Genomic DNA, 18981 nt, shown 5'->3' with positions numbered 1-18981 from the left:
TTAAGAAGATTTAATTTCACTTTTCAAATTGAAGAAGCTCGATTTTTCTTGAACTGGATCAAAATGAACAAGCATGACGGTGTTGGTTGTTTCAATTTTTTCTGATTTTAAGTATCCGTCTAAATCAAATGGCAACTCCTCAACAAGGGTATGTTTATAGAGCTCTCTTTCATTTAAACCTAAGTCCTCAAAGCTTTGTCCTATGATGGATGGGTTCTGAAGAATGGCCTGATAAATTTCAGCTCTTTCTTTTTTATCCAACGTTGGCTCCCACCATGGTTTTCTTGGCTTATATTTGGCCTTTGATAAATAGTCAACTTTCATTAATCCAACGACTGTTTCGAGATTCTCGAACTCGATAAATTGTAGGAATTGATGTAGTCTCTTAAATAAATCTTCTAATTGATGACCAATTTTCGCCCATCCTTGACTTTCCCAATACGCCCCGAATTCTTGAAAGAAATCGAATGGAGTAGGGAAGTGCTTTACGAGGTATTCTATCGTATGGTCCATCCGGTGATCATTCCAGTATTTCTCCAACACATCCTCAACTTGCTTAATTTTAATGATATCTTGAAAGGATAGAACATTGTTTCCAAGAATTTCATATGGAGAATGATCCATATAAATATATTGATGTTCATCAGCACGAATTCTTAGCCCCGTACCGCGAAGCATTTTCAAAAACCCTAATTGAAGTTCTTCTGGTCTCAAGGCAAAGACATCATTAAAGGTTTTACGAAATGAAAAATAATCTTCCTCAGGCAGGCCAGCGATCAAGTCTAAATGTTGATCTATTTTCCCGCCTTCTTTTACCATTGTAACCGTACGGGTTAGTTTCTCGAAGTTTTGTTTTCTCATCACGAGCTCATTGGTGAAATCATTCGTTGATTGAACACCAATTTCAAATCGGAATAGCCCTTTTGGAGCCTCTTGATTGAGAAATTCTATCACTTCTGGTCGCATAATATCAGCGGTAATTTCAAATTGAAAAACGGTTCCTGTTACATGTTCATCAATTAAGAAACGAAACATTTCTAGTGCATAGCTTCGGCTAATGTTGAAAGTACGGTCAACAAATTTAATCGTCTTTGCTCCATTTTTCATTAAATAACGGATATCATCCTTTATTTTTTCCCTGTCAAAATATCGAACACCGACCTCGATCGAGGATAGACAAAATTGACAACTGAACGGACAGCCACGGCTTGTTTCAATATAAGTGACTCTTTTCGCTAAATGGGGAATATCTTCTTCAAACCTGAAGGGAGAAGGGAGGTCACGTAATTCAATTTTATTGCTTTGTGGCGTAATACGAATTTTTTCGTCCTCACGATAAGCAATTCCCTTAACTTCTGTATAATTTTTTTCTTCATTATATAGTTGTTGAAGAAGCTGTTTAAACGTTTCTTCCCCTTCACCGATGACAATAAAGTCGACCTCGGGAACTTTTTTCATCCATTCAACTACATCATAGGTGACTTCCGGCCCTCCGAAGACAATGCGAATAGAGGAATCTATTTTTTTAATCATTTTGATCACTTTTATGGTTTCTTCAATATTCCAAATGTAACAGCTAAAGCCTATCAAGTCAGGCTTTCTTTGAATAAGGTCGGTCACAATATTAATAGTCGGATCTTTAATCGTGAACTCAACGATATCAACATCAAATTCAGGCATGACATATGCCTTGAGGTAACGAATCGCGATATTGGTATGAATATATTTAGCGTTTAAAGTAGTACAGATAATCTTCATTTTTATACACTAACTCCTTGAGATATTTTCGAAGATAATTAACTTTACTAGTATACATTAAAAAGAAAATACCTGTCGAATAAACTTCGACAGGCATCATCTTTCTTCTATTATATTAGGGATAGAGCAATGAATCCTGCTAATCCCGCTAATAATCCGTAAATAATACAAGGGATTAACGTTTTACGAATAATTTCTCCTTCTTTACCAGCTAGACCTACAACCGCACTAGCAGCTACAACGTTATGAACACAAATCATATTACCTGCAGCTGCACCAATTAATTGAACAGCTAACACAATATTTGCATCAAGACCTATTTGGTTTGCAACATTGTACTGAATAGGTGAGAACGTTAGAGTAGATACCGTTGCACTCCCAGTAATAAAAGCACCAAGTTCACCGAGGAAAGGAGCAACGAAAATCCAAATAAATCCAAGGTTATCTGCAAAGCTTGTTGCGATGTATTGTGGCATACTTAAAAGATCATTTGAATTCAAACCGGAATTACTGAAAACCTGAACCATTGCTAGAGTTGCAATAAGTGAGATAGACGTTGTCTTCATAGAAGACAATGAATCCTTTGCTGCTTTTGTAAAGGTTTTTGTTGATTTACGTTGAATGATAAACGCTAAAATCGCTGCAATTGTTAAAATCGTTCCTGGCGAATAAAGAAACTTCCAATCTGAATTGATTGAGTCAATACCTAATATTCCAACCCATGAAAGGTCTATAGTTGTGGTCGTGAATTCCTTTAACCATGGTAGAATACGAGTTCCAAGTAATAGTAGAACGACGATTAAATAAGGAGACCACGCCGTTACAAGTCCCATGCTTGATTTTGACGTATCAACCTTGAAGCCTTCTTTCATCGCTTCTTTCCATTCTGTTTTTGGTAGCAGGAAGCCTTTTTTAGCGGTTAATGCTGCAACCACTAAGCCAGTTAGAGCAGCTAAAATAGAAACGAATTCTTGACCGAATAATACGGAGTATAAATAGGCTGAACTTGTATAGACGATTCCAATTAACAATGTCCATGGAATCATTGGAAGAGCATCTTTTATGCTCTTTCTTTCTCCGAAAAAGCTAGTTAGGATACTTACGAGAATAAGTGGAATGAAAGTTCCAGCACCAAGATCTAAGAGAGTAATAGTTCGACCAATTTCATTAAAAAATGCTGTATCAGCACCTGGAATATTACTTAAACCGACAGCAACTGGAGTACCAACTGCACCAAACATAACAGATGAGCTATCTGCAATTAAAGCGATGGTTGCAGCTGCGATCGGTCTAAAACCTAAGGCGATCATGAGAGGTCCAGTAACCATTGCTGGAGTACCAAATCCTGCTGCACCTTCTATAAGAGCACCGAATAAGAATGCGACAATTATTGCTTGGACACGCATGTCCGCTGAAATAAATTGAAATCCTTGATTAATTCTTGTGATGGCTCCAGTATTACGTAATGTATTTAATAGTACTAATGCTCCAAAAAGAATCCAAAGTATGGTGAAAGTTTTATGCGTACCTTGGAAAATCGATGAAAGAATGACTTTTGAATCCATACCCCAAGTAGTAAGCGCTAACAAAATAACGATAATAGCACTAATTGACATTCCCTTAATGGCAGGCATTTTAAATAAAACTAAAAAAATAAACGGTGCGATAATCGCACTTAGTGCAACAAGTAGTAACATCCCCAATCTCCCCATTCCTAAGTCATTTCGAATTTCACCATGTGAACGCTATCATTTATAGCGATAAGGTGAGTTTAGTTCGTTTAAACATTCCCCTTCTAGTCTTCATCTGTAAAATTCATAGATATCATTTTGTCAAAATAGTAATCGTTTTCAAAACCTCTTATAACAAGATGATATGGTCATCTGATGACTAGATGTTTCAAATTATATTTGCTACGTCGACATATTTCAACAGTTTTATCAAAATTATTTTAATTATTTTGTTAGTAGATATTTAAGGTACTATTAAGTTTGGAGAGCATTAAGTATAATAAAGCTATGTCTTATGATGGTAAAAGGGTTCAAGGGATTAGATGGGGTGAAACACATGAAATACAAACAAATAAAGCCAAAGAAAATCTATGAAGAGGTAGCGGAGGCTCTTCATGAAATGATTCGAACAGGAGAGCTCAATCCAGGGGATAGACTTGATTCCGTCCAGCAACTTGCTGAAAACTTTCAAGTTGGGCGTTCTGCGATACGTGAGGCACTTTCTGCTCTAAAAGCAATGGGACTTGTTGAAATGAGGCAAGGAGAAGGAACATTTATAAAAAGCTTTGAAGCAAAACAAATTACATTTCCTTTATCAACAGCGATCCTTATGAATAAGGAAGATATTGCTAATCTGTTGGAGTTTCGAAAAGTGATAGAGACGGGAATTTCTGCTGCTGCAGCGAGAAAACGTACGGATCACGATTTAGAAGCTTTAAAACTAGTTTTAGAAGAAATGAAAAATGTAAAAGGGGATAGTGAATTAGGGGAGCAGGCTGACTTCAAGTTTCATTTGGCCTTATCTGAAGCTGCTCATAATCCGATTTTATCTGGATTAATGTCACAGGTTTCAGAGCTTATGTTTGAGACACAAAAAGAGACACGTAGATTGTGGTTGTTTTCAAAACAAACGACAATTGAAAAACTTTATGAGCAACATGTTGCGATTTACGAAGCCATCCTGGAACAAAACGAAGAGAATGCGAGAAATGCGATGTTTTCACATCTCGATAATGTTGAGGATATCCTTAAGAAGTACTTTAAAGAAAAGGAAATTTAATGATTTGGAGGACTTATTCCATATAGGGATAGGTTCTCTTTTATAACGAGAAGACTTTTTTTGGTTATTTTTTCTTTTATCAATTTTTTTATGAAAACTCTTTCATAATGATAATTGTTTGTAGTAGTATAAAAATAACGGAAATTGAATCTTCCAGTATTTAGTCATCAGATGACCAGTTGACTAAAGGTAGAATTTCAAAAATTGTATTTAAGGGAGCGGGGCAAATGAAAGTAACCCTTTTTGCTACTTGTTTAGTAGATATGTTTCAAGGTGATGTGGGAAAGGCAACTGTTGAACTATTAGAAAGACTTGGGTGTGAGATCGATTTTCCTGAATCGCAAATTTGTTGTGGGCAGCCTGCCTATAATAGCGGTTACGTTGAGGATACAAAACCAGCCATGAAAAAGATGATTGAAACGTTTGAACATGCAGAATATGTTGTTTCTCCATCTGGCTCATGTGCTTACTTTTTCAAGGAATACCCACATATTTTCAAAGGGGATCCAGTTTGGGAGTCAAAAGCACAAGCACTAGCAGACAAAACATATGGATTAACTCAATTTATTGTAGAAGTATTAGGAGTAAAGGATGTAGGGGCAAGCTTAGAAGGGACAGCAACTTACCATACATCTTGCCATATGACTCGATTATTAGGTGTGAAGGAAGCACCAATGGAATTATTAAAAAATGTAAAAGGTCTTGAATTTACGGAACTGCCTGGTAAGGACAAGTGCTGTGGTTTCGGAGGCACATTCTCTGTGAAAATGTCTCATATTTCAGAACAAATGGTCGACGAGAAGGTTCAGTGTGTAGAAGAAACAGAAGCAGATATATTAATTGGTGCCGATGCTGGTTGTCTAATTAATATTGGTGGAAGAATTGATTGAAAAGGAAAACCAATTCGAGTTATGCATATAGCTGAGGTTCTTAATAGTCGATGAAATTTGACTTATGTTTAAAAATAGCATCGACAAAAGGAGGAATTGCATATGGCAATGAAAACCAGTAACGAGAAATTTGGAGAAAGAGTCGATAAAAATATACAAGATGCATTTATGCGAGGAGCCGTTTCTAGTGCCCAGGAGCGTTTTCAAACGCGTCGGCTTAATGCTGCAGAAGAATTAGGGAACTGGGAAGAATGGCGTTCACATGGGGAAGAAATTCGCCAGCATGTGTTGGATAATATAGATTACTATTTATACGAATTAAGTGAGAGTGTTTCAAAACGTGGAGGCCATGTTTTTTTCGCTGAAACAGCGGAAGAGGCAAGCGAGTATATTGAAAAAGTAATTGAAAAAAAGAATGCTAAAAAAGTAGTTAAGTCGAAATCGATGGTGACAGAAGAAATTAACTTGAATGCTAGTCTTGAAAAGATAGGCTGTGATGTCATCGAAACTGACCTTGGAGAATACATTCTACAGGTCGATGACCATGAACCTCCATCTCATATTGTTGTACCGGCTCTTCATAAAAACAGACAACAAATACGAGATGTATTTAAAGAAAAGCATGGATATCAACATTCTGATGAACCAGAAGAATTAGCGTTACATGCCCGTGAAAAACTACGTCAAGAATATTTATCGGCGGATGTCGGCATTACAGGCTGTAACTTTGCTATTGCTGAAACAGGCTCTGTCACATTGGTTACGAATGAAGGGAATGCTGATTTAGTTGCGGCATTACCGAAAACACAGATCACTGTGATGGGAATGGAAAGATTAGTTCCTACGTTTGAAGAAATGGAAGTTCTCGTTAGTCTTTTAACAAGAAGTGCAGTAGGACAAAAACTTACGAGTTATATTACTACTCTAACAGGACCGAAGGATGAGGGAGATGTCGACGGGCCTGAGGAGTTTCATCTTGTCATTGTCGACAATGGTCGCTCGGATATTCTAGGTGGAGAGTTCCAATCGATCCTGCAGTGTATTCGCTGTGCAGCATGTGTCAACGTTTGTCCAGTCTATCGTCATGTTGGTGGACATAGCTATGGTTCGATTTATTCAGGTCCAATCGGAGCGGTTCTTTCTCCATTATTAGGTGGCTATGATGACTACAAGGAATTACCATATGCTTCAACCCTTTGCGGAGCTTGTACGGAGGCGTGTCCAGTAAAGATTCCATTACATGATCTTCTTCATAAACATAGACAGGTCATCGTTGAAAAAGAAGGAAGAGCTCCAATTTCTGAAAAGCTTCTTATGAAAGCATTTGGGATTGGTGCTTCATCTCCTGCTCTTTATAAAATAGGTTCGAAAATGGCCCCTGCTGCGATGAACCCATTTTCAGATGGAGATAAAATTTCGAAGGGACCTGGTCCATTAAAGGCATGGACAGAGGTGCGTGACTTCCCAACACCAAATAAAGAACGATTCCGTGATTGGTTCAAGAATCGTCCTAAAGGAGGGGAACAATAATGATTGGAACGATCCAAAACCGAGATGCATTTTTAACAAGATTAGCAAACCGTCTAGGGCGTGAAAGAAGAACAGAAGTCGTAAGCCCAGAATGGAAATACAATCCTCAAGAAGAAGTTCTTAAGGGTGCTTCCCAAGACGAGTTAGTTGAGGTTTTAAGAGAGCAATGTAAAAATATTCATACAAATTTTGTCATGACAGATACGAGCCATTTGCCTTCTGCTTTGAACGAAGTTGTGGAAACCTATGGTGGTGGCCCAATTGTATCGTGGAAAGACGAGCGTTTCGAGCAATTCGGTCTATCTTCCCTAATGAAGGAAGAATGGGCAGAAAAAGGAATCTCTCTTCATGAATGGGACTATTCAAAGGGCGAAGAAAATATCGAGAAAGCCAATCAAGCGAATGTTGGGATTACGATTAGCGATATTACATTAGCTGAATCTGGAACTGCTGTTCTTTTTAGTAGCAAGGATAGAGGTAGAACCGTTAGTTTCCTCCCAGCTACATCGATTATTCTTGTTCCAAAGAGCAGTATTGTACCACGTATGACGCAAGCTGCTAAAATCATTCGTGAAAAGGTAAAAAGTGGTGAACAGGTTGCCTCATGTGTAAATTTCATCACCGGACCAAGTAACTCAGCAGATATTGAAATGATCTTAGTCGTTGGGGTTCATGGACCGATTAAGGCGACTTATATTGTGATTGAAGATCTATAAGTGACTGTTTGAATTTGCATAGCCTTCCGAGTTTTTAATAGACACAAGAATGGACGTATGAATTGTGGCATACGTCTTTTTCTTTTTTTGAAGTTATAACTTTGCATTGGTAAGGGGAAAAGTTAAGGGCTTGAGGATGAGCTGGGCTGCTGACTTCAGACTGTTGCGAAATATAACAGGAAAAAATCCGGTTAATTAGCAAACATCGTTAAAAAAGGCTTAAATAACAGGAAAAATTCCGCCTATTGACTTCAAAAACGTGAAAATAGGTGGTTTTGCTCTGCATAACCGGAAAAATTTCCGTTATTTCCCCGACAATGAGCCCGAGCAAGGTCTATAACCGGAAAATCTTCCGTTATTCCCTGACACTGAACCCGAGCAAAGCCTGTAAGCGGAAATTCTCCGCTTATTATATTTTCCGTGTTTCTCGATTACAGATAAAGCAGTTTTTTTCACAAATCGATTCAATGTAAATTACGAGGAGGAATATGAATTGAAATATGATATTAAAGAAAATATTATTCTTTTACATTGAGAAGAAACTTTTTTTATAGGAATTTGAATAGATAAAAAGAGATAATTTAAAGAGAGGAGACGGATTGACAAATGTAAGAATTTTAATAAAATAAAGATAGTTCTATCCTCATATTCTTCTTGAAAGTTTCCCTAAGTAAATTTTAACCTCTTTTTTCTCTCGCATTTACACTCATTATTTTAAAAATCTTTCCGAAGTTCAAATGAATAAGTATTAAAATGATTGATTCGTTGCATCTATTTGTAGAAGAATACGAGGCATGAACATAAGATTGGAGGGATAATCCTATGAGATTTGAAGAAGAATATCATTCCTTTTTAAATGCACACTTACAGGTAAGAAATGGTGAACGGTTACGGAGATTGCAAGAAGGCCACAAACAGGCTGAAATGCTGTTTTTGAAGCAAATATGGTGGCCAATATTTTATCACTTCAAGTATCTTCATCCAGAATATGAAGTCGATGATTTCAAGGATGGCAAAAGGTATTTGGATTTTGCTTATATTCGTCCTGGTATACGGATTTGTTTTGAAGTTGACGGGTATGGACCTCACCTAAAAAACATAAGCAGATGGCAATTTTCAGACAACCTGGATCGTCAAAATCAGTTGGTGATTGATGGATGGACCTTAATCCGCTTTTCTTATGATCAAGTGAAAGATGAACCACGTCGATGTCAACGGATTGTTCAGCAAGTGATTGGTCAATGGTTAGGGGATGAAATCGACCAGACATCTTTATCCTTTGTTGAAAAAGAAGTGCTTCGGTTTGCGATCCGAAAAGGAGAAGCAATATCTCCAAGAGAAATCGAAAAATATTTGAGTCAAAGTGACAAGACAGTTAGAAAAATACTATCTCAACTAGTCGATAAAAATATGCTGATTCCGGCATCTGGGATCAAGAGAATTGGTTCATATCGATTAAGCGCTCAAATTAAGCGTCGGCTCTAATAAATAACAGGAAAAATTTCGGTTAATTAGTAAACATCGTTAAAAAAGGCTTAAATAACAGGAAAAATCAAACATGACCTAATGGTCACCGCGAGATATGAAAATTGGTATGGTGTACAGCACACGAATGAATTATATTTCCATTTTTTTGTCTAGACTATTAGTAACAGATTAAAGGCCGTCGGAATATTGGAGTTTTTAAACCCGAGGAAAAATCCGGCCTATTGCACTTACGAGTACCGCCGATTGTTGCCTCGAGCACGTGTATAAAACTACAACTACTTAAAAGTGTATAATCTGTGAGTCTATTAATGAAAAGAGGAATCTTCATGGATGCTATTCGAAAATGTTGTGCTGGTTTAGATGTTCATCAAGAATCGATTACGGCTTGTATTTTGAACAGTCCATTAGATCGAAAACCTAAGCCGTTAATCAAGAATTTTGGAACCACAACTCCTGAGTTACTTCAACTGCAAGATTGGTTAGCAGAACACAAATGTACGGAGGTAGCTATGGAAAGTACCGGTGTTTATTGGAAATCGGTATGGAACATTCTTGAATCATCTTGTCAACTCACGCTTGCCAATCCAGCTCACATTAAAAATATGCCAGGGCGTAAGACTGATATCAAGGATGCTCAATGGATCGCTCAACTGCATCGATGTGGTCTCGTTCAAGCGAGCATGGTACCAACTCAGGAGATTCGAGATTTACGAGACCGAACGCGCTATCGTCAAAAACTTGTCCATATGATTACATCCGAAAAGAATCGTATTCACAAGTTATTACAAGATGCCAACATCAAACTAACTACGTTCGTTTCTGATTTGTTTGGCGTTTCTGGACGGGCTCTTCTAGAAAAACTAATGAATGGCGAAGTGCTAGACGAAGAACAAGTACGATCCTTGGTTAAAACAAAACTGAAGAAAAAGGTTCCTCAATTACTAGATGCTTTAAATGGAAAGGTACGATTGCATCATCGAGAAATGATCCGTATGCACATGAACACCATCATTTTTTTAGAAGAACAAGTGACACATCTTGAGAAATCCATTCAAGAACTACTGAAACCATACGAAGAAGAAGTTGAACTCCTGGATACGATTCCTGGCATTAATACTGATGTCGCGGCGTGCATCATTGCAGAAATCGGAACCAACATGGAGCTATTTGAAACAGAAGCCCATCTAGCTTCATGGGCTGGAATATGTCCAGGAAATAACGAAAGTGCAGGTGTAAAAAAAAAATCGAAGTCCCGTAAAGGGAACAAGCATTTAAAAGCGATGCTTTGTCAATCCGTTTGGGCAATAAATAGAAAAAAAGATTGTAGAATCACAGCGTTCTTTCATCGAGTAAAGCGACGACAAGGGGAAAAGAAAGCAGCTATCGCAACCGCTCATCTCTACCTTCGCATCATTTATCACATCTTATCAGATAAAGTAGAGTACAGTGAATTAGGCACGCATTATTTACCAAATAAGAAAGAAAGAACGTTAGAACAATTAAAAAAACAAATAGAAAAAATGGGTTATGCGATACAGTTAGAGCAAGTACAAACCAGCTAGCTGCCTATAACCCATTTTTAAAAAGTACAATTTTAGACCTTAGGGGGTCTTTTTTTGCTTTTTTTGAGCAACCAGCATCAATTTTCGTATAAATTCCGCCTATTGACTTCAAAAACGTGAAAATAGGTGGTTTTGCTCTGCATAAGCGGAAAAATTTCCGTTATTTCCCCGACACTGAACTCGAGCAAGGTCTATAAGCGGAAAATCTTCCGTTATTCCCTGACGCTGAACTCGAGCAAGGTCTATAACCGGAAAATCTTCCGTTATTTCCCCGACAATGAACCCGAGCAAGGTCTATAAGCGGAAAATCTTCCGTTATTCCCCGACACTGAACCCGAGCAAAGCCTATAAGTAGAAAATCTCCGCTTATTATCATCAAAAAAACTTTCCACGAAGCAAACTGTAAAGAGTGCATCAAACAGTACACCAATCACTTATATTCCCGAAAAATGAACCCCATATATTAGTTACTTGATTTAAGGCCAACCATTTTATTTAAAAGGCTGTTTTGATAGCAAGAGTAATACTTTAAAACGGAACTTTTCATGAAATGGTTCTGTAATTTATTAACAAACCTCTGTCTGTTATATAACAAATTAAAATCTGTTATATAACTTTTTTGTTGTCATATTCCATGTTTTTTGATCTGTTTCAAATTTTTTTTGGTTATGTTTGATATTTATCACAGCTAGCAGAAAAGAATTAATCTAAACTAATAGTTGGGGATTTATGAGAGCATTAAAAAGCTCAAATTACTATTCATACAGTACATATAGGGAGGGAGATTATGTCTATTTTACCGAAGAAAAATTCATTGGGATTTTTCGAAATACGTCTAGAATCAATCGGTGGATTAGGAGCAAATTTAGCAGGGAAAATGTTAGCTGAAGCAGGTGTGTTAGGACTTGGGCTTAATGGGTCAAACTTTTCATCCTACGGGTCAGAAAAGAAAGGTTCACCAGTAAAGAGCTTCATCCGTTTTTGTGATGAAGAGGTGGAAATACGCGATCATAGTCCAATTGAACAACCACATGTTATCGGTGTGTTTCATGAAGCCCTATACAAAACAGTAGATGTCGTGAGTGGACTTAACTCAGATGGAATTGTTCTTGTCAACTCAACGAGGGATTTTTCCGCAATCAAAGATGACTTACAAATTCAATATGGCACGCTAGCAATCGTGGATGCACTAGGTATTGCCGTTGAAGAACGGACAAAGGTGAACACAGCAATGTTAGGTGCGCTTTTCCGTATATGTGATTTCCTTGATCCAGATGCAATGCGATCTGTTATTCGAAAAACATTTGAAAAAAAATATCCCCATTTAGTAGAACCCAATATTCGCACATTTGATCGGGGGTATCACGAGGTTCAATTTCGCACATATGAAACGCCTGCAGATGCAGTCGGTAAAACGTTTAGTAGACCAGAGCCTCTATTAGGTTATGAAACTCAAGTGATTGGTGGAGTCCTTACAGCTCAAGGGAATAGTATATTAAAAGACTTAAGTGGATCAAGGCAAGGCTTTTTACCAGAGTTAAATCAAGACGAGTGCATTCATTGTGCAGCTTGTGATAATGTCTGTCCAGATTATTGTTTTGTTTGGGAAGAAGGCGAAGACAAGCGAGGCCGAAAGCAAATGTTTCTGAAGGGAATCGATTATCAATTTTGTAAAGGTTGCCTGAAGTGTGTGGAAGCTTGTCCTACTACAGCACTCAAAGAAATTCGGGAAAAAATAGGCTTTGCAGAAGAGAATCAAGTAAAGCATGACTTTCCATATGTATTAGGGGGGATTTCCTAATGTCAATTTTAGAAAGAGAACTAGAAGAAATCAAAGCAGAGCAAATTATGACGTTTGAGTCAGGTAATGAAATGGCGGCAATGGCTGCTGCTCAAATCAACTATCATATTATGGGTTATTTTCCAATCACACCTTCTACAGAAGTGGCGCAATATTTAGATCAAATGAAGTCACGAGGGGAACATGATATCAAATTAATTGCTGCAGATGGAGAGCATGGTTCTGCAGGAATTTGTTATGGAGCAGCTGCAACCGGAGCACGGGTATTCAATGCGACGAGTGCAAACGGCTTTATGTATATGCTAGAACAGCTTCCTGTACAGTCTGGAACTCGTTTTCCGATGGTTATGAATCTAGTGACTCGTTCCATTAGTGGACCACTGGATATTCGAGGAGATCATTCTGACCTTTATTATGCTTTAAATACAGGCTGGGTCATTTTAACAGCAAGAACACCGCAAGCTGTATATGATATGAATATTATGGCATTAAAAATCGCTGAGCATTCCAAAGTACGCCTGCCTGTCATCGTCGCTTATGATGGCTTTTTTACCTCCCATCAAAAGCGCAAGGTTGCTTATTTCAAGGATCGGAAAGTGGTACAAGAATTTGTTGGAGAATGTCCAACTGATTATCATTTTGCAAGGGATCCGAAAAAGCCTGTCACGATTGGTGCTCATATGAATGGGGAAGATTTAACAAACAACCATTTTCAACAATCAGAAGCGATGTATGCAGCTGGTGAAGTGTATCAAGAAGTGGTAGCAGAGTATGCTAAGCTTTCAGGTCGTGACTATCCAGTCCTTGACCTTTATAAAATGGAGGATGCAGAGGTAGCCTTATTTCTTTTGAATTCTGCGGCAGAGTCAGCTAAAGATGTTGTAGATAAACTTCGAAAACAAGGGGTAAAAGCGGGAGTCATTAGTCCAAATATTATTAGACCTTTCCCTGCTGAAGCGATTCGGAATGCATTGAAAAACGTGAAGGCCCTGCTCGTTGGGGAAAGAGCGGACTCTTATGGAGCAAATGGTCCTAACTTAACCCATGAGATTAAATCTGCACTTCAGGACGATAAAGACAATAAAACGATTGTTTTAAGTAGAATTTTTGGTCTTGGAGGAAAAGATTTTTATGCAGATGATGCGGAGCATTTCTTTGAAATGGCGTTAGACGCTATGGAAAAAGGCTATGCCGAAAAATCCTTTGATTATTATGGTCATGTTCCAGGTAAGATTGAAAATGCATTAAAACCAGTGATCGAACCACAGCATGGAGATGTTTATAAATCAGGACTTATTCAAGTAACAAAAGATGAAGAAACAAATAAATTAAAGGTGAAAATTCCACCATTAAGGGCTTTAACATCGAAACCAAAACGAATTGCTTCAGGTCATGGTGCATGCCCAGGCTGTGGGATTTTTGGTGGATTGGAATTGTTCTTTAAAGGGATAGAAGGAGATGTCGTTGTTTTATTCCAAACCGGATGTGCTTATGTAACAACAACGGCTTATCCACATACATCCCATAAGCAAACGACCATTCACAATTTATTCCAAAATGGTGCTGCTACGTTATCTGGTACATTAGAAGCTTTCGTAGAGTTAAAAGAAAGAGGAGAGATTGAAGTATCTGATGATGTCACATTCGTCATGATTACAGGTGACGGAGGTATGGATATTGGAATGGGTTCAGCGATTGGAACTGCTCTTCGAAATCATAAGTTGATCATTTTAGAGTATGATAATGAAGGCTATATGAATACGGGTTCTCAAATGTCTTACTCAACACCCATTGGTAATATGACAAGTACGACTAATGTAGGTAAGGCACAACAAGGGAAAGCATTCCATCATAAGGATACAGCGCAAATTATGGCCTCTACGAATATTCCTTATGTCTTTACCGGAACAGAGGCATTCCCTCAGGATCTTGTGAAAAAGGCAGCGAAGGCACAATGGTATGCGCAAAATGTCGGAACTGTCTATGGGAAAATCTTAATCACTTGTCCGTTAAATTGGAAATCCGAAGATCGTTATGGAAACACAATTATGGAAGCGGCAGTAAACTGTAATTTCTTCCCCCTTTACGAAGTGGAGCAAGGGGAAACAACGATCACGTATAATCCTGAAGCAAAGAAAAAGAAAATTGCTCTAACGGATTGGCTAAAATTTATGGGGAAAACGAAACACCTGTTGAAGGAAGAAAATAAAGATATACTTGAAAACTTTGAGCAAGAAATTGAAAGAAGATGGAATCGATTAAAAGCACAGAATGAGAATCCATTCCTATAATCGTACTTCGGAAAAGACCGTTTCAGTTGAGACGGTCTTTTCATGTTAGCATTTCTCCCCTATTTTTCTACATAATTAGGGAGGTTTTTTCCCCTTTTTGTAGAATAGAAACTATATTTAGAAATATTATTGCATATCAGTCTACCCGATACTCATAAAGATGAAAGGATCAGAGGTTTCAAACTTCAGTTCTTTTAATAGATGAAGTGAGATCTATTGTTTTGTAGTCAAAGGATGCATTTACTTTGCACAAAGGGGGGAAAACGGTGAAGGAAAGTCAGTCAGAAAGGGTTGAATTACAATCAGTAGCCGTGAAAAAGGATGACATATTGCCAAAACTTAATGAAAAAGTGCAAAAACAGGGAGAATTATATCGGGATTTATTTGTAGAAGCATTAGATGGAATAATATTTTGGAGTAGTGAAAAGGGAATTGTGGAGGCTAATCAATCTGCATGTAGAATTTTTGAAAGCAGTGAAGAAGAGTTAAAAAATAAAAAAATAGAAGATTTTATTTATAGTAAATCAAGTAAATCGATTAGAGTGCTAAATGAAATGTACAATAAGGATTCTATTCGTGATGAACTCGTCTTCCTGATGCCGAATGGGCAAAAGAAAATTCTAGAATTTACAACAAAGCTCCATTCTATAAATGATCATCACATGACCATCTTTCGGAATGTGACCGAGCGTTATGAGATGGAACAGGAGTTACGAGAAAGGGAAAGAAAATTTCGAAGTATCTTTGAAGAGACATTAGAAGGATTATTGCTATGGAATGATGAATTTGAAATTGTCGATGTAAATCCGGCTGGCAAAAAGCTATTTAGAGGGCTTAAAGAAGATTTAGTAGGTCATTCCTTGCTTGAAATATTAGAAAAAAAACAAGTGAATCGAGAAGAGATAGAAGAGCATATTAAGCAGCTTGATTTACATGGACATGCAACGGGTATATTAGCGATTACTCTTGACAATGGCGTACCCTTAAATGTCGAGTATTCAACAAAGCAGAATGTATTTTCTAATCTTAATTTGAGCACTTTCAGAGATATCACGGATAAGCTTCAAATAGAAGAACATTTGCGCAAATCAGATACATTAAGTGTGGTGGGGCAACTGGCAGCAGGAATTGCCCATGAAATTCGTAACCCGATGACTGCCCTAAAAGGATTTATCCAATTATTAGAGGATCCGATTGCCGATGATCATTCTATGTATTTCGGGGTGATAAAAACGGAATTGAATCGAATTGATTCGATCATTAATGAGTTTCTCGTATTAGCAAAGCCACAGGCGATGAAATATTTGGAAAAAGACATAGTCCAAATAATGAGGGAAACGATCGAATTATTATGTCCACAAGCAGTGCTACATAATGTTCAATTTCAGTTAGATTTGAAGAATAATATTCCATCCATTTATTGTGAACCAAATCAATTGAAAAAAGTATTTATAAACATCATTAAAAATGCGATTGAAGTTATGAGCAGTGGTGGGTATATTCATATTTCCATGAAGGAAGAGGAAGGGTATATCTATATTTCTATTCAAGATGAGGGAGAAGGAATTAGCCCTGAGTTGTTACAAAAGCTAGGAGAGCCTTTTTATACTACGAAGGAAAAAGGAACTGGTTTGGGATTGATGGTTTCCTATCGAATCATTGATGAACATAAAGGGAAAATTGAAGTAGAAAGTGAAAAAGGAAAAGGAACGACGTTTCATATTAAATTGCCGATAAAGTAGTAAGGATATAATGAAGGACGGTTGATGAAATGAGATATTATGCTACCTATGACTCAATCATCGGGAAGCTTTATGTTGTGGCAGAAAATGATCAAATCACGGCGCTTTACCTTCGTGAGGAAGATTTCCTTGAAGCTGAGAGAATAAAAACAATTACTTATAACGAAGAACATTCATTATTAGAAAAGGCCGTTACACAATTACATGAGTATTTTGCAGGTGAAAGAGAGATTTTTGAACTACCTTTGCACGGTGTAGGTACTCTTTTTCAAATGAAAGTATGGGATGTATTAAAAATGATCCCATATGGAAAAACACAAAGTTATCAAGATGTGGCGATTGCTATCGGAAATGAAAAAGCAGTAAGAGCGATTGGCCAAGCTAACAAAGCGAATAAGCTTCCTATTTTTATCCCTTGTCATCGAGTAATCGGGAAGGATAAAGCTCTAACAGGTTATGCTGGAAAACGGACGAATGTAAAAGAACAGCTTCTTTTACTTGAAGGTGCTACATATAAAAAATAAATAACGAATTAGAAAAATGTCGAATGAAATAGACAAATCCAATAGAGATTTGAACAAATTGTTAAGTTTGGGGAATTTTTTGTCTAATATTGCGATTCTATTTACTTTTCTATTAATTCTTGTAATAATTCATCAAGGATACTATTAAAGATATGTTTCCTATGAAATTTGGCATTAACTAAGTAAGGTGTATTTTCTAAAAATAGAGAGACGATAAAATAGAACCTGTAAAGACGGATTATGGGATTATGATTAGGGGGATATGAGGTGCAATATGATAATAGGGTAATGCTAGATGAAATACAAAAAAAGAGAGAGAAAATGATTGAAACGGCAAAACGAAAAGGATTCACCAGTGATGATACAATTCGTCATAGTCAAGAACTAGACCAGCTTATTTTCGAATATCAATGTCAATCTAGCAATGTTCGAAAAAAAGAGGATGAGTTGAAAGTAAATTTTCGGCAAGTGATGCTCATTCTACCACAGGTACATGCTCGCTTAAAAATTCAATCTTTGTAATTGGCATGGAGGTCTCAAGGGAGGTCTTCTTTTTTTGGGTAAATTTTCAAATATCATGTGATAAAAATCATAGTTTCATGGTGATTAATTCATATATGATTAGTGTAAACGATTTCAACTCTCTTAATTGATGAACGCTGTTTTCGTATAGGTTGTGGTTTTTCGTAAAAACCCAGAAGCCGGTTTTTACCCATATGTCTCTGTTACTGCTGTACATTAAAGGTGCGACGGCACTTTTCGCTTCCTCTTTTGAATCCCTAAGAGGAGATATAAGCATTTTATGAGCTTATTACTTTCCAAAAGCAGCAATGTTTGCGAAAAGAGCCTTGATGAACGAGAATTTCAACAGTCTAATCTTCTTCACTCCAACTTAGTCCTTCAACATGCATCGAAAACTTCAGATGCAGTAAAATTCCAACAACAAGAACGCACTATCATCATTGTTTACAATCGCCATCATGTCCTAGTTGTTTGTACTATGCCTTCGTTATTGAAGTCATTGCAAAATAAATATTGGCAAACTAAGAAGGGGGTTTTTTTATATGCATATTGTCGTCTGTGTCAAGCAGGTCCCAGACACAAAAATTATTAAGATCAATCCAAAGACGAATACGCTTGATCGACGTAGTGCTCCTGCCATTTTAAATCCATATGATGCCCATGCCGTACAAGAAGCAGTTCGACTAAAGCGCTCTGTAAGTAATGGGAAGGTTTCGGTATTATCCATGGGACCGCCTCAAGCAACTGAAATAATCAAAAAAAGTATCGAAATAGGTGCAGATGAAGGATATTTAATTTCAGATCGTGCATTTGCAGGGGCAGACACTTTAGCAACAAGTTATGCCTTATCAAAAGCGCTTGAGAAAATATCACAAGAGCAACGAATTGACATGGTGATTTGTGGGAAGCATGCCATAGATGGGGATACTGGGCAAGTTGGTCCTGGTATTGCTAGAAGATTGGATATTCCTCCAGTTACAAATGTGATCGAAGTGACTGAAGTGGATAAAGAAAATAACAAGGTCCTTTTAAAAAGAAAACTCACGAATGGTTATGAAGTCATTGAAGTACAAATGCCCTGTTTATTGACAGTAGAAAAAGAGATTAACCACCTTGAATATTCGCCACTACCAAATATGATAAAAGCGGCTAGATATAAGTCCATTATTTGGTCTGTCGGAGACTTAGGAGAGGTGGATAAAACCCAGCTAGGATTGAAAGGTTCGCCAACGGTCGTAGGTAAAATGTTTACTCCTCCGAAACTTGATGGGGGAAAACTGCTTGAGGGCACATCAGATGAACAAATAAAGCAACTGATGGAAGTGTTGCTTGAGAAAAAAGAGCTCATAAATGTGAAGTGATGAACA

14 protein-coding genes are annotated in these 18981 nt (G+C 37.4%); 12 read left to right on the top strand and 2 right to left on the bottom strand.

The features are described 5' to 3' along the window. Both AA0X71_RS15675 and AA0X71_RS15670 read right to left on the bottom strand, forming a co-directional pair. Positions 1-1758: a B12-binding domain-containing radical SAM protein gene (locus AA0X71_RS15675; protein WP_413356236.1), complete on the bottom strand. Its 1758-nt coding sequence runs from the start codon at positions 1756-1758 to the stop codon at positions 1-3. Between the two features lie 110 nt (positions 1759-1868). After that, positions 1869-3455, bottom strand: a complete 1587-nt coding sequence (locus AA0X71_RS15670) for an L-lactate permease (RefSeq protein ID WP_413356235.1) — start codon at positions 3453-3455, stop codon at positions 1869-1871. Positions 3456-3825: 370 nt separating this feature from the next. On the opposite strand from AA0X71_RS15670, the gene AA0X71_RS15665 reads away from it, so the two are divergent. From AA0X71_RS15665 to AA0X71_RS15610, 12 genes are all read left to right on the top strand, one after another. Beyond that, a complete protein-coding gene (locus AA0X71_RS15665) occupies positions 3826-4548 on the top strand; it encodes a FadR/GntR family transcriptional regulator (RefSeq protein ID WP_413356234.1) in 723 nt (240 codons plus the stop codon). A gap of 227 nt (positions 4549-4775) precedes the next feature. Then, a complete protein-coding gene (locus tag AA0X71_RS15660) occupies positions 4776-5438 on the top strand; it encodes a (Fe-S)-binding protein (RefSeq protein ID WP_413356233.1) in 663 nt (220 codons plus the stop codon). A 102-nt stretch (positions 5439-5540) separates the two neighbouring features. After that, positions 5541-6968, top strand: a complete 1428-nt coding sequence (locus AA0X71_RS15655) for a LutB/LldF family L-lactate oxidation iron-sulfur protein (RefSeq protein ID WP_413356232.1) — start codon at positions 5541-5543, stop codon at positions 6966-6968. Continuing rightward, complete coding sequence (locus AA0X71_RS15650) at positions 6968-7684, top strand: LutC/YkgG family protein (RefSeq protein ID WP_413356230.1); 717 nt, start codon at positions 6968-6970, stop codon at positions 7682-7684. The genes AA0X71_RS15655 and AA0X71_RS15650 overlap by 1 nt, the downstream gene beginning before the upstream one ends. 822 nt (positions 7685-8506) lie before the next feature. Continuing rightward, the gene (locus AA0X71_RS15645) at positions 8507-9169 is read left to right on the top strand and encodes a DNA-binding response regulator (RefSeq protein ID WP_413356229.1); all 663 of its coding nucleotides are present in this window, start codon (positions 8507-8509) and stop codon (positions 9167-9169) included. A gap of 329 nt (positions 9170-9498) precedes the next feature. Next, entirely contained in the window at positions 9499-10734 is a 1236-nt protein-coding gene (locus AA0X71_RS15640) for an IS110 family transposase (protein ID WP_413356132.1), read from the top strand. Between the two features lie 787 nt (positions 10735-11521). Then, a complete protein-coding gene (locus tag AA0X71_RS15635; protein WP_413356228.1) occupies positions 11522-12535 on the top strand; it encodes a 2-oxoacid:acceptor oxidoreductase family protein in 1014 nt (337 codons plus the stop codon). Then, positions 12535-14826 carry a thiamine pyrophosphate-dependent enzyme gene (locus AA0X71_RS15630; RefSeq protein WP_413356227.1) on the top strand — a complete coding sequence of 764 codons (2292 nt, stop codon included), beginning with the start codon at positions 12535-12537 and terminating at the stop codon, positions 14824-14826. Before AA0X71_RS15635 ends, AA0X71_RS15630 begins: the two co-directional genes overlap by 1 nt. Positions 14827-15092: 266 nt before the next feature. Then, on the top strand, positions 15093-16568 hold the full coding sequence (locus AA0X71_RS15625) for an ATP-binding protein (RefSeq protein WP_413356226.1): 1476 nt from the start codon (positions 15093-15095) through the stop codon (positions 16566-16568). 29 nt (positions 16569-16597) lie between these two features. After that, entirely contained in the window at positions 16598-17092 is a 495-nt protein-coding gene (locus AA0X71_RS15620; RefSeq protein WP_413356225.1) for a methylated-DNA--[protein]-cysteine S-methyltransferase, read from the top strand. Between the two features lie 288 nt (positions 17093-17380). Further along, on the top strand, positions 17381-17614 hold the full coding sequence (locus AA0X71_RS15615) for an aspartyl-phosphate phosphatase Spo0E family protein (RefSeq protein ID WP_413362623.1): 234 nt from the start codon (positions 17381-17383) through the stop codon (positions 17612-17614). A 542-nt stretch (positions 17615-18156) separates the two neighbouring features. Next, positions 18157-18975 (top strand): electron transfer flavoprotein subunit beta/FixA family protein, encoded by an 819-nt coding sequence (locus AA0X71_RS15610; RefSeq protein WP_413356224.1) that lies wholly within the window; start codon positions 18157-18159, stop codon positions 18973-18975. Positions 18976-18981: the final 6 nt, after the last annotated feature.

The organism is Robertmurraya phoenicis, assembly GCF_047302285.1.
In the GTDB taxonomy this organism is placed as follows: Bacteria; Bacillota; Bacilli; order Bacillales; family Cytobacillaceae; genus Robertmurraya.
The sequence above is the reverse complement of the archived record's forward strand: the minus strand, read 5'-3'. Positions and strand labels throughout refer to the sequence as shown.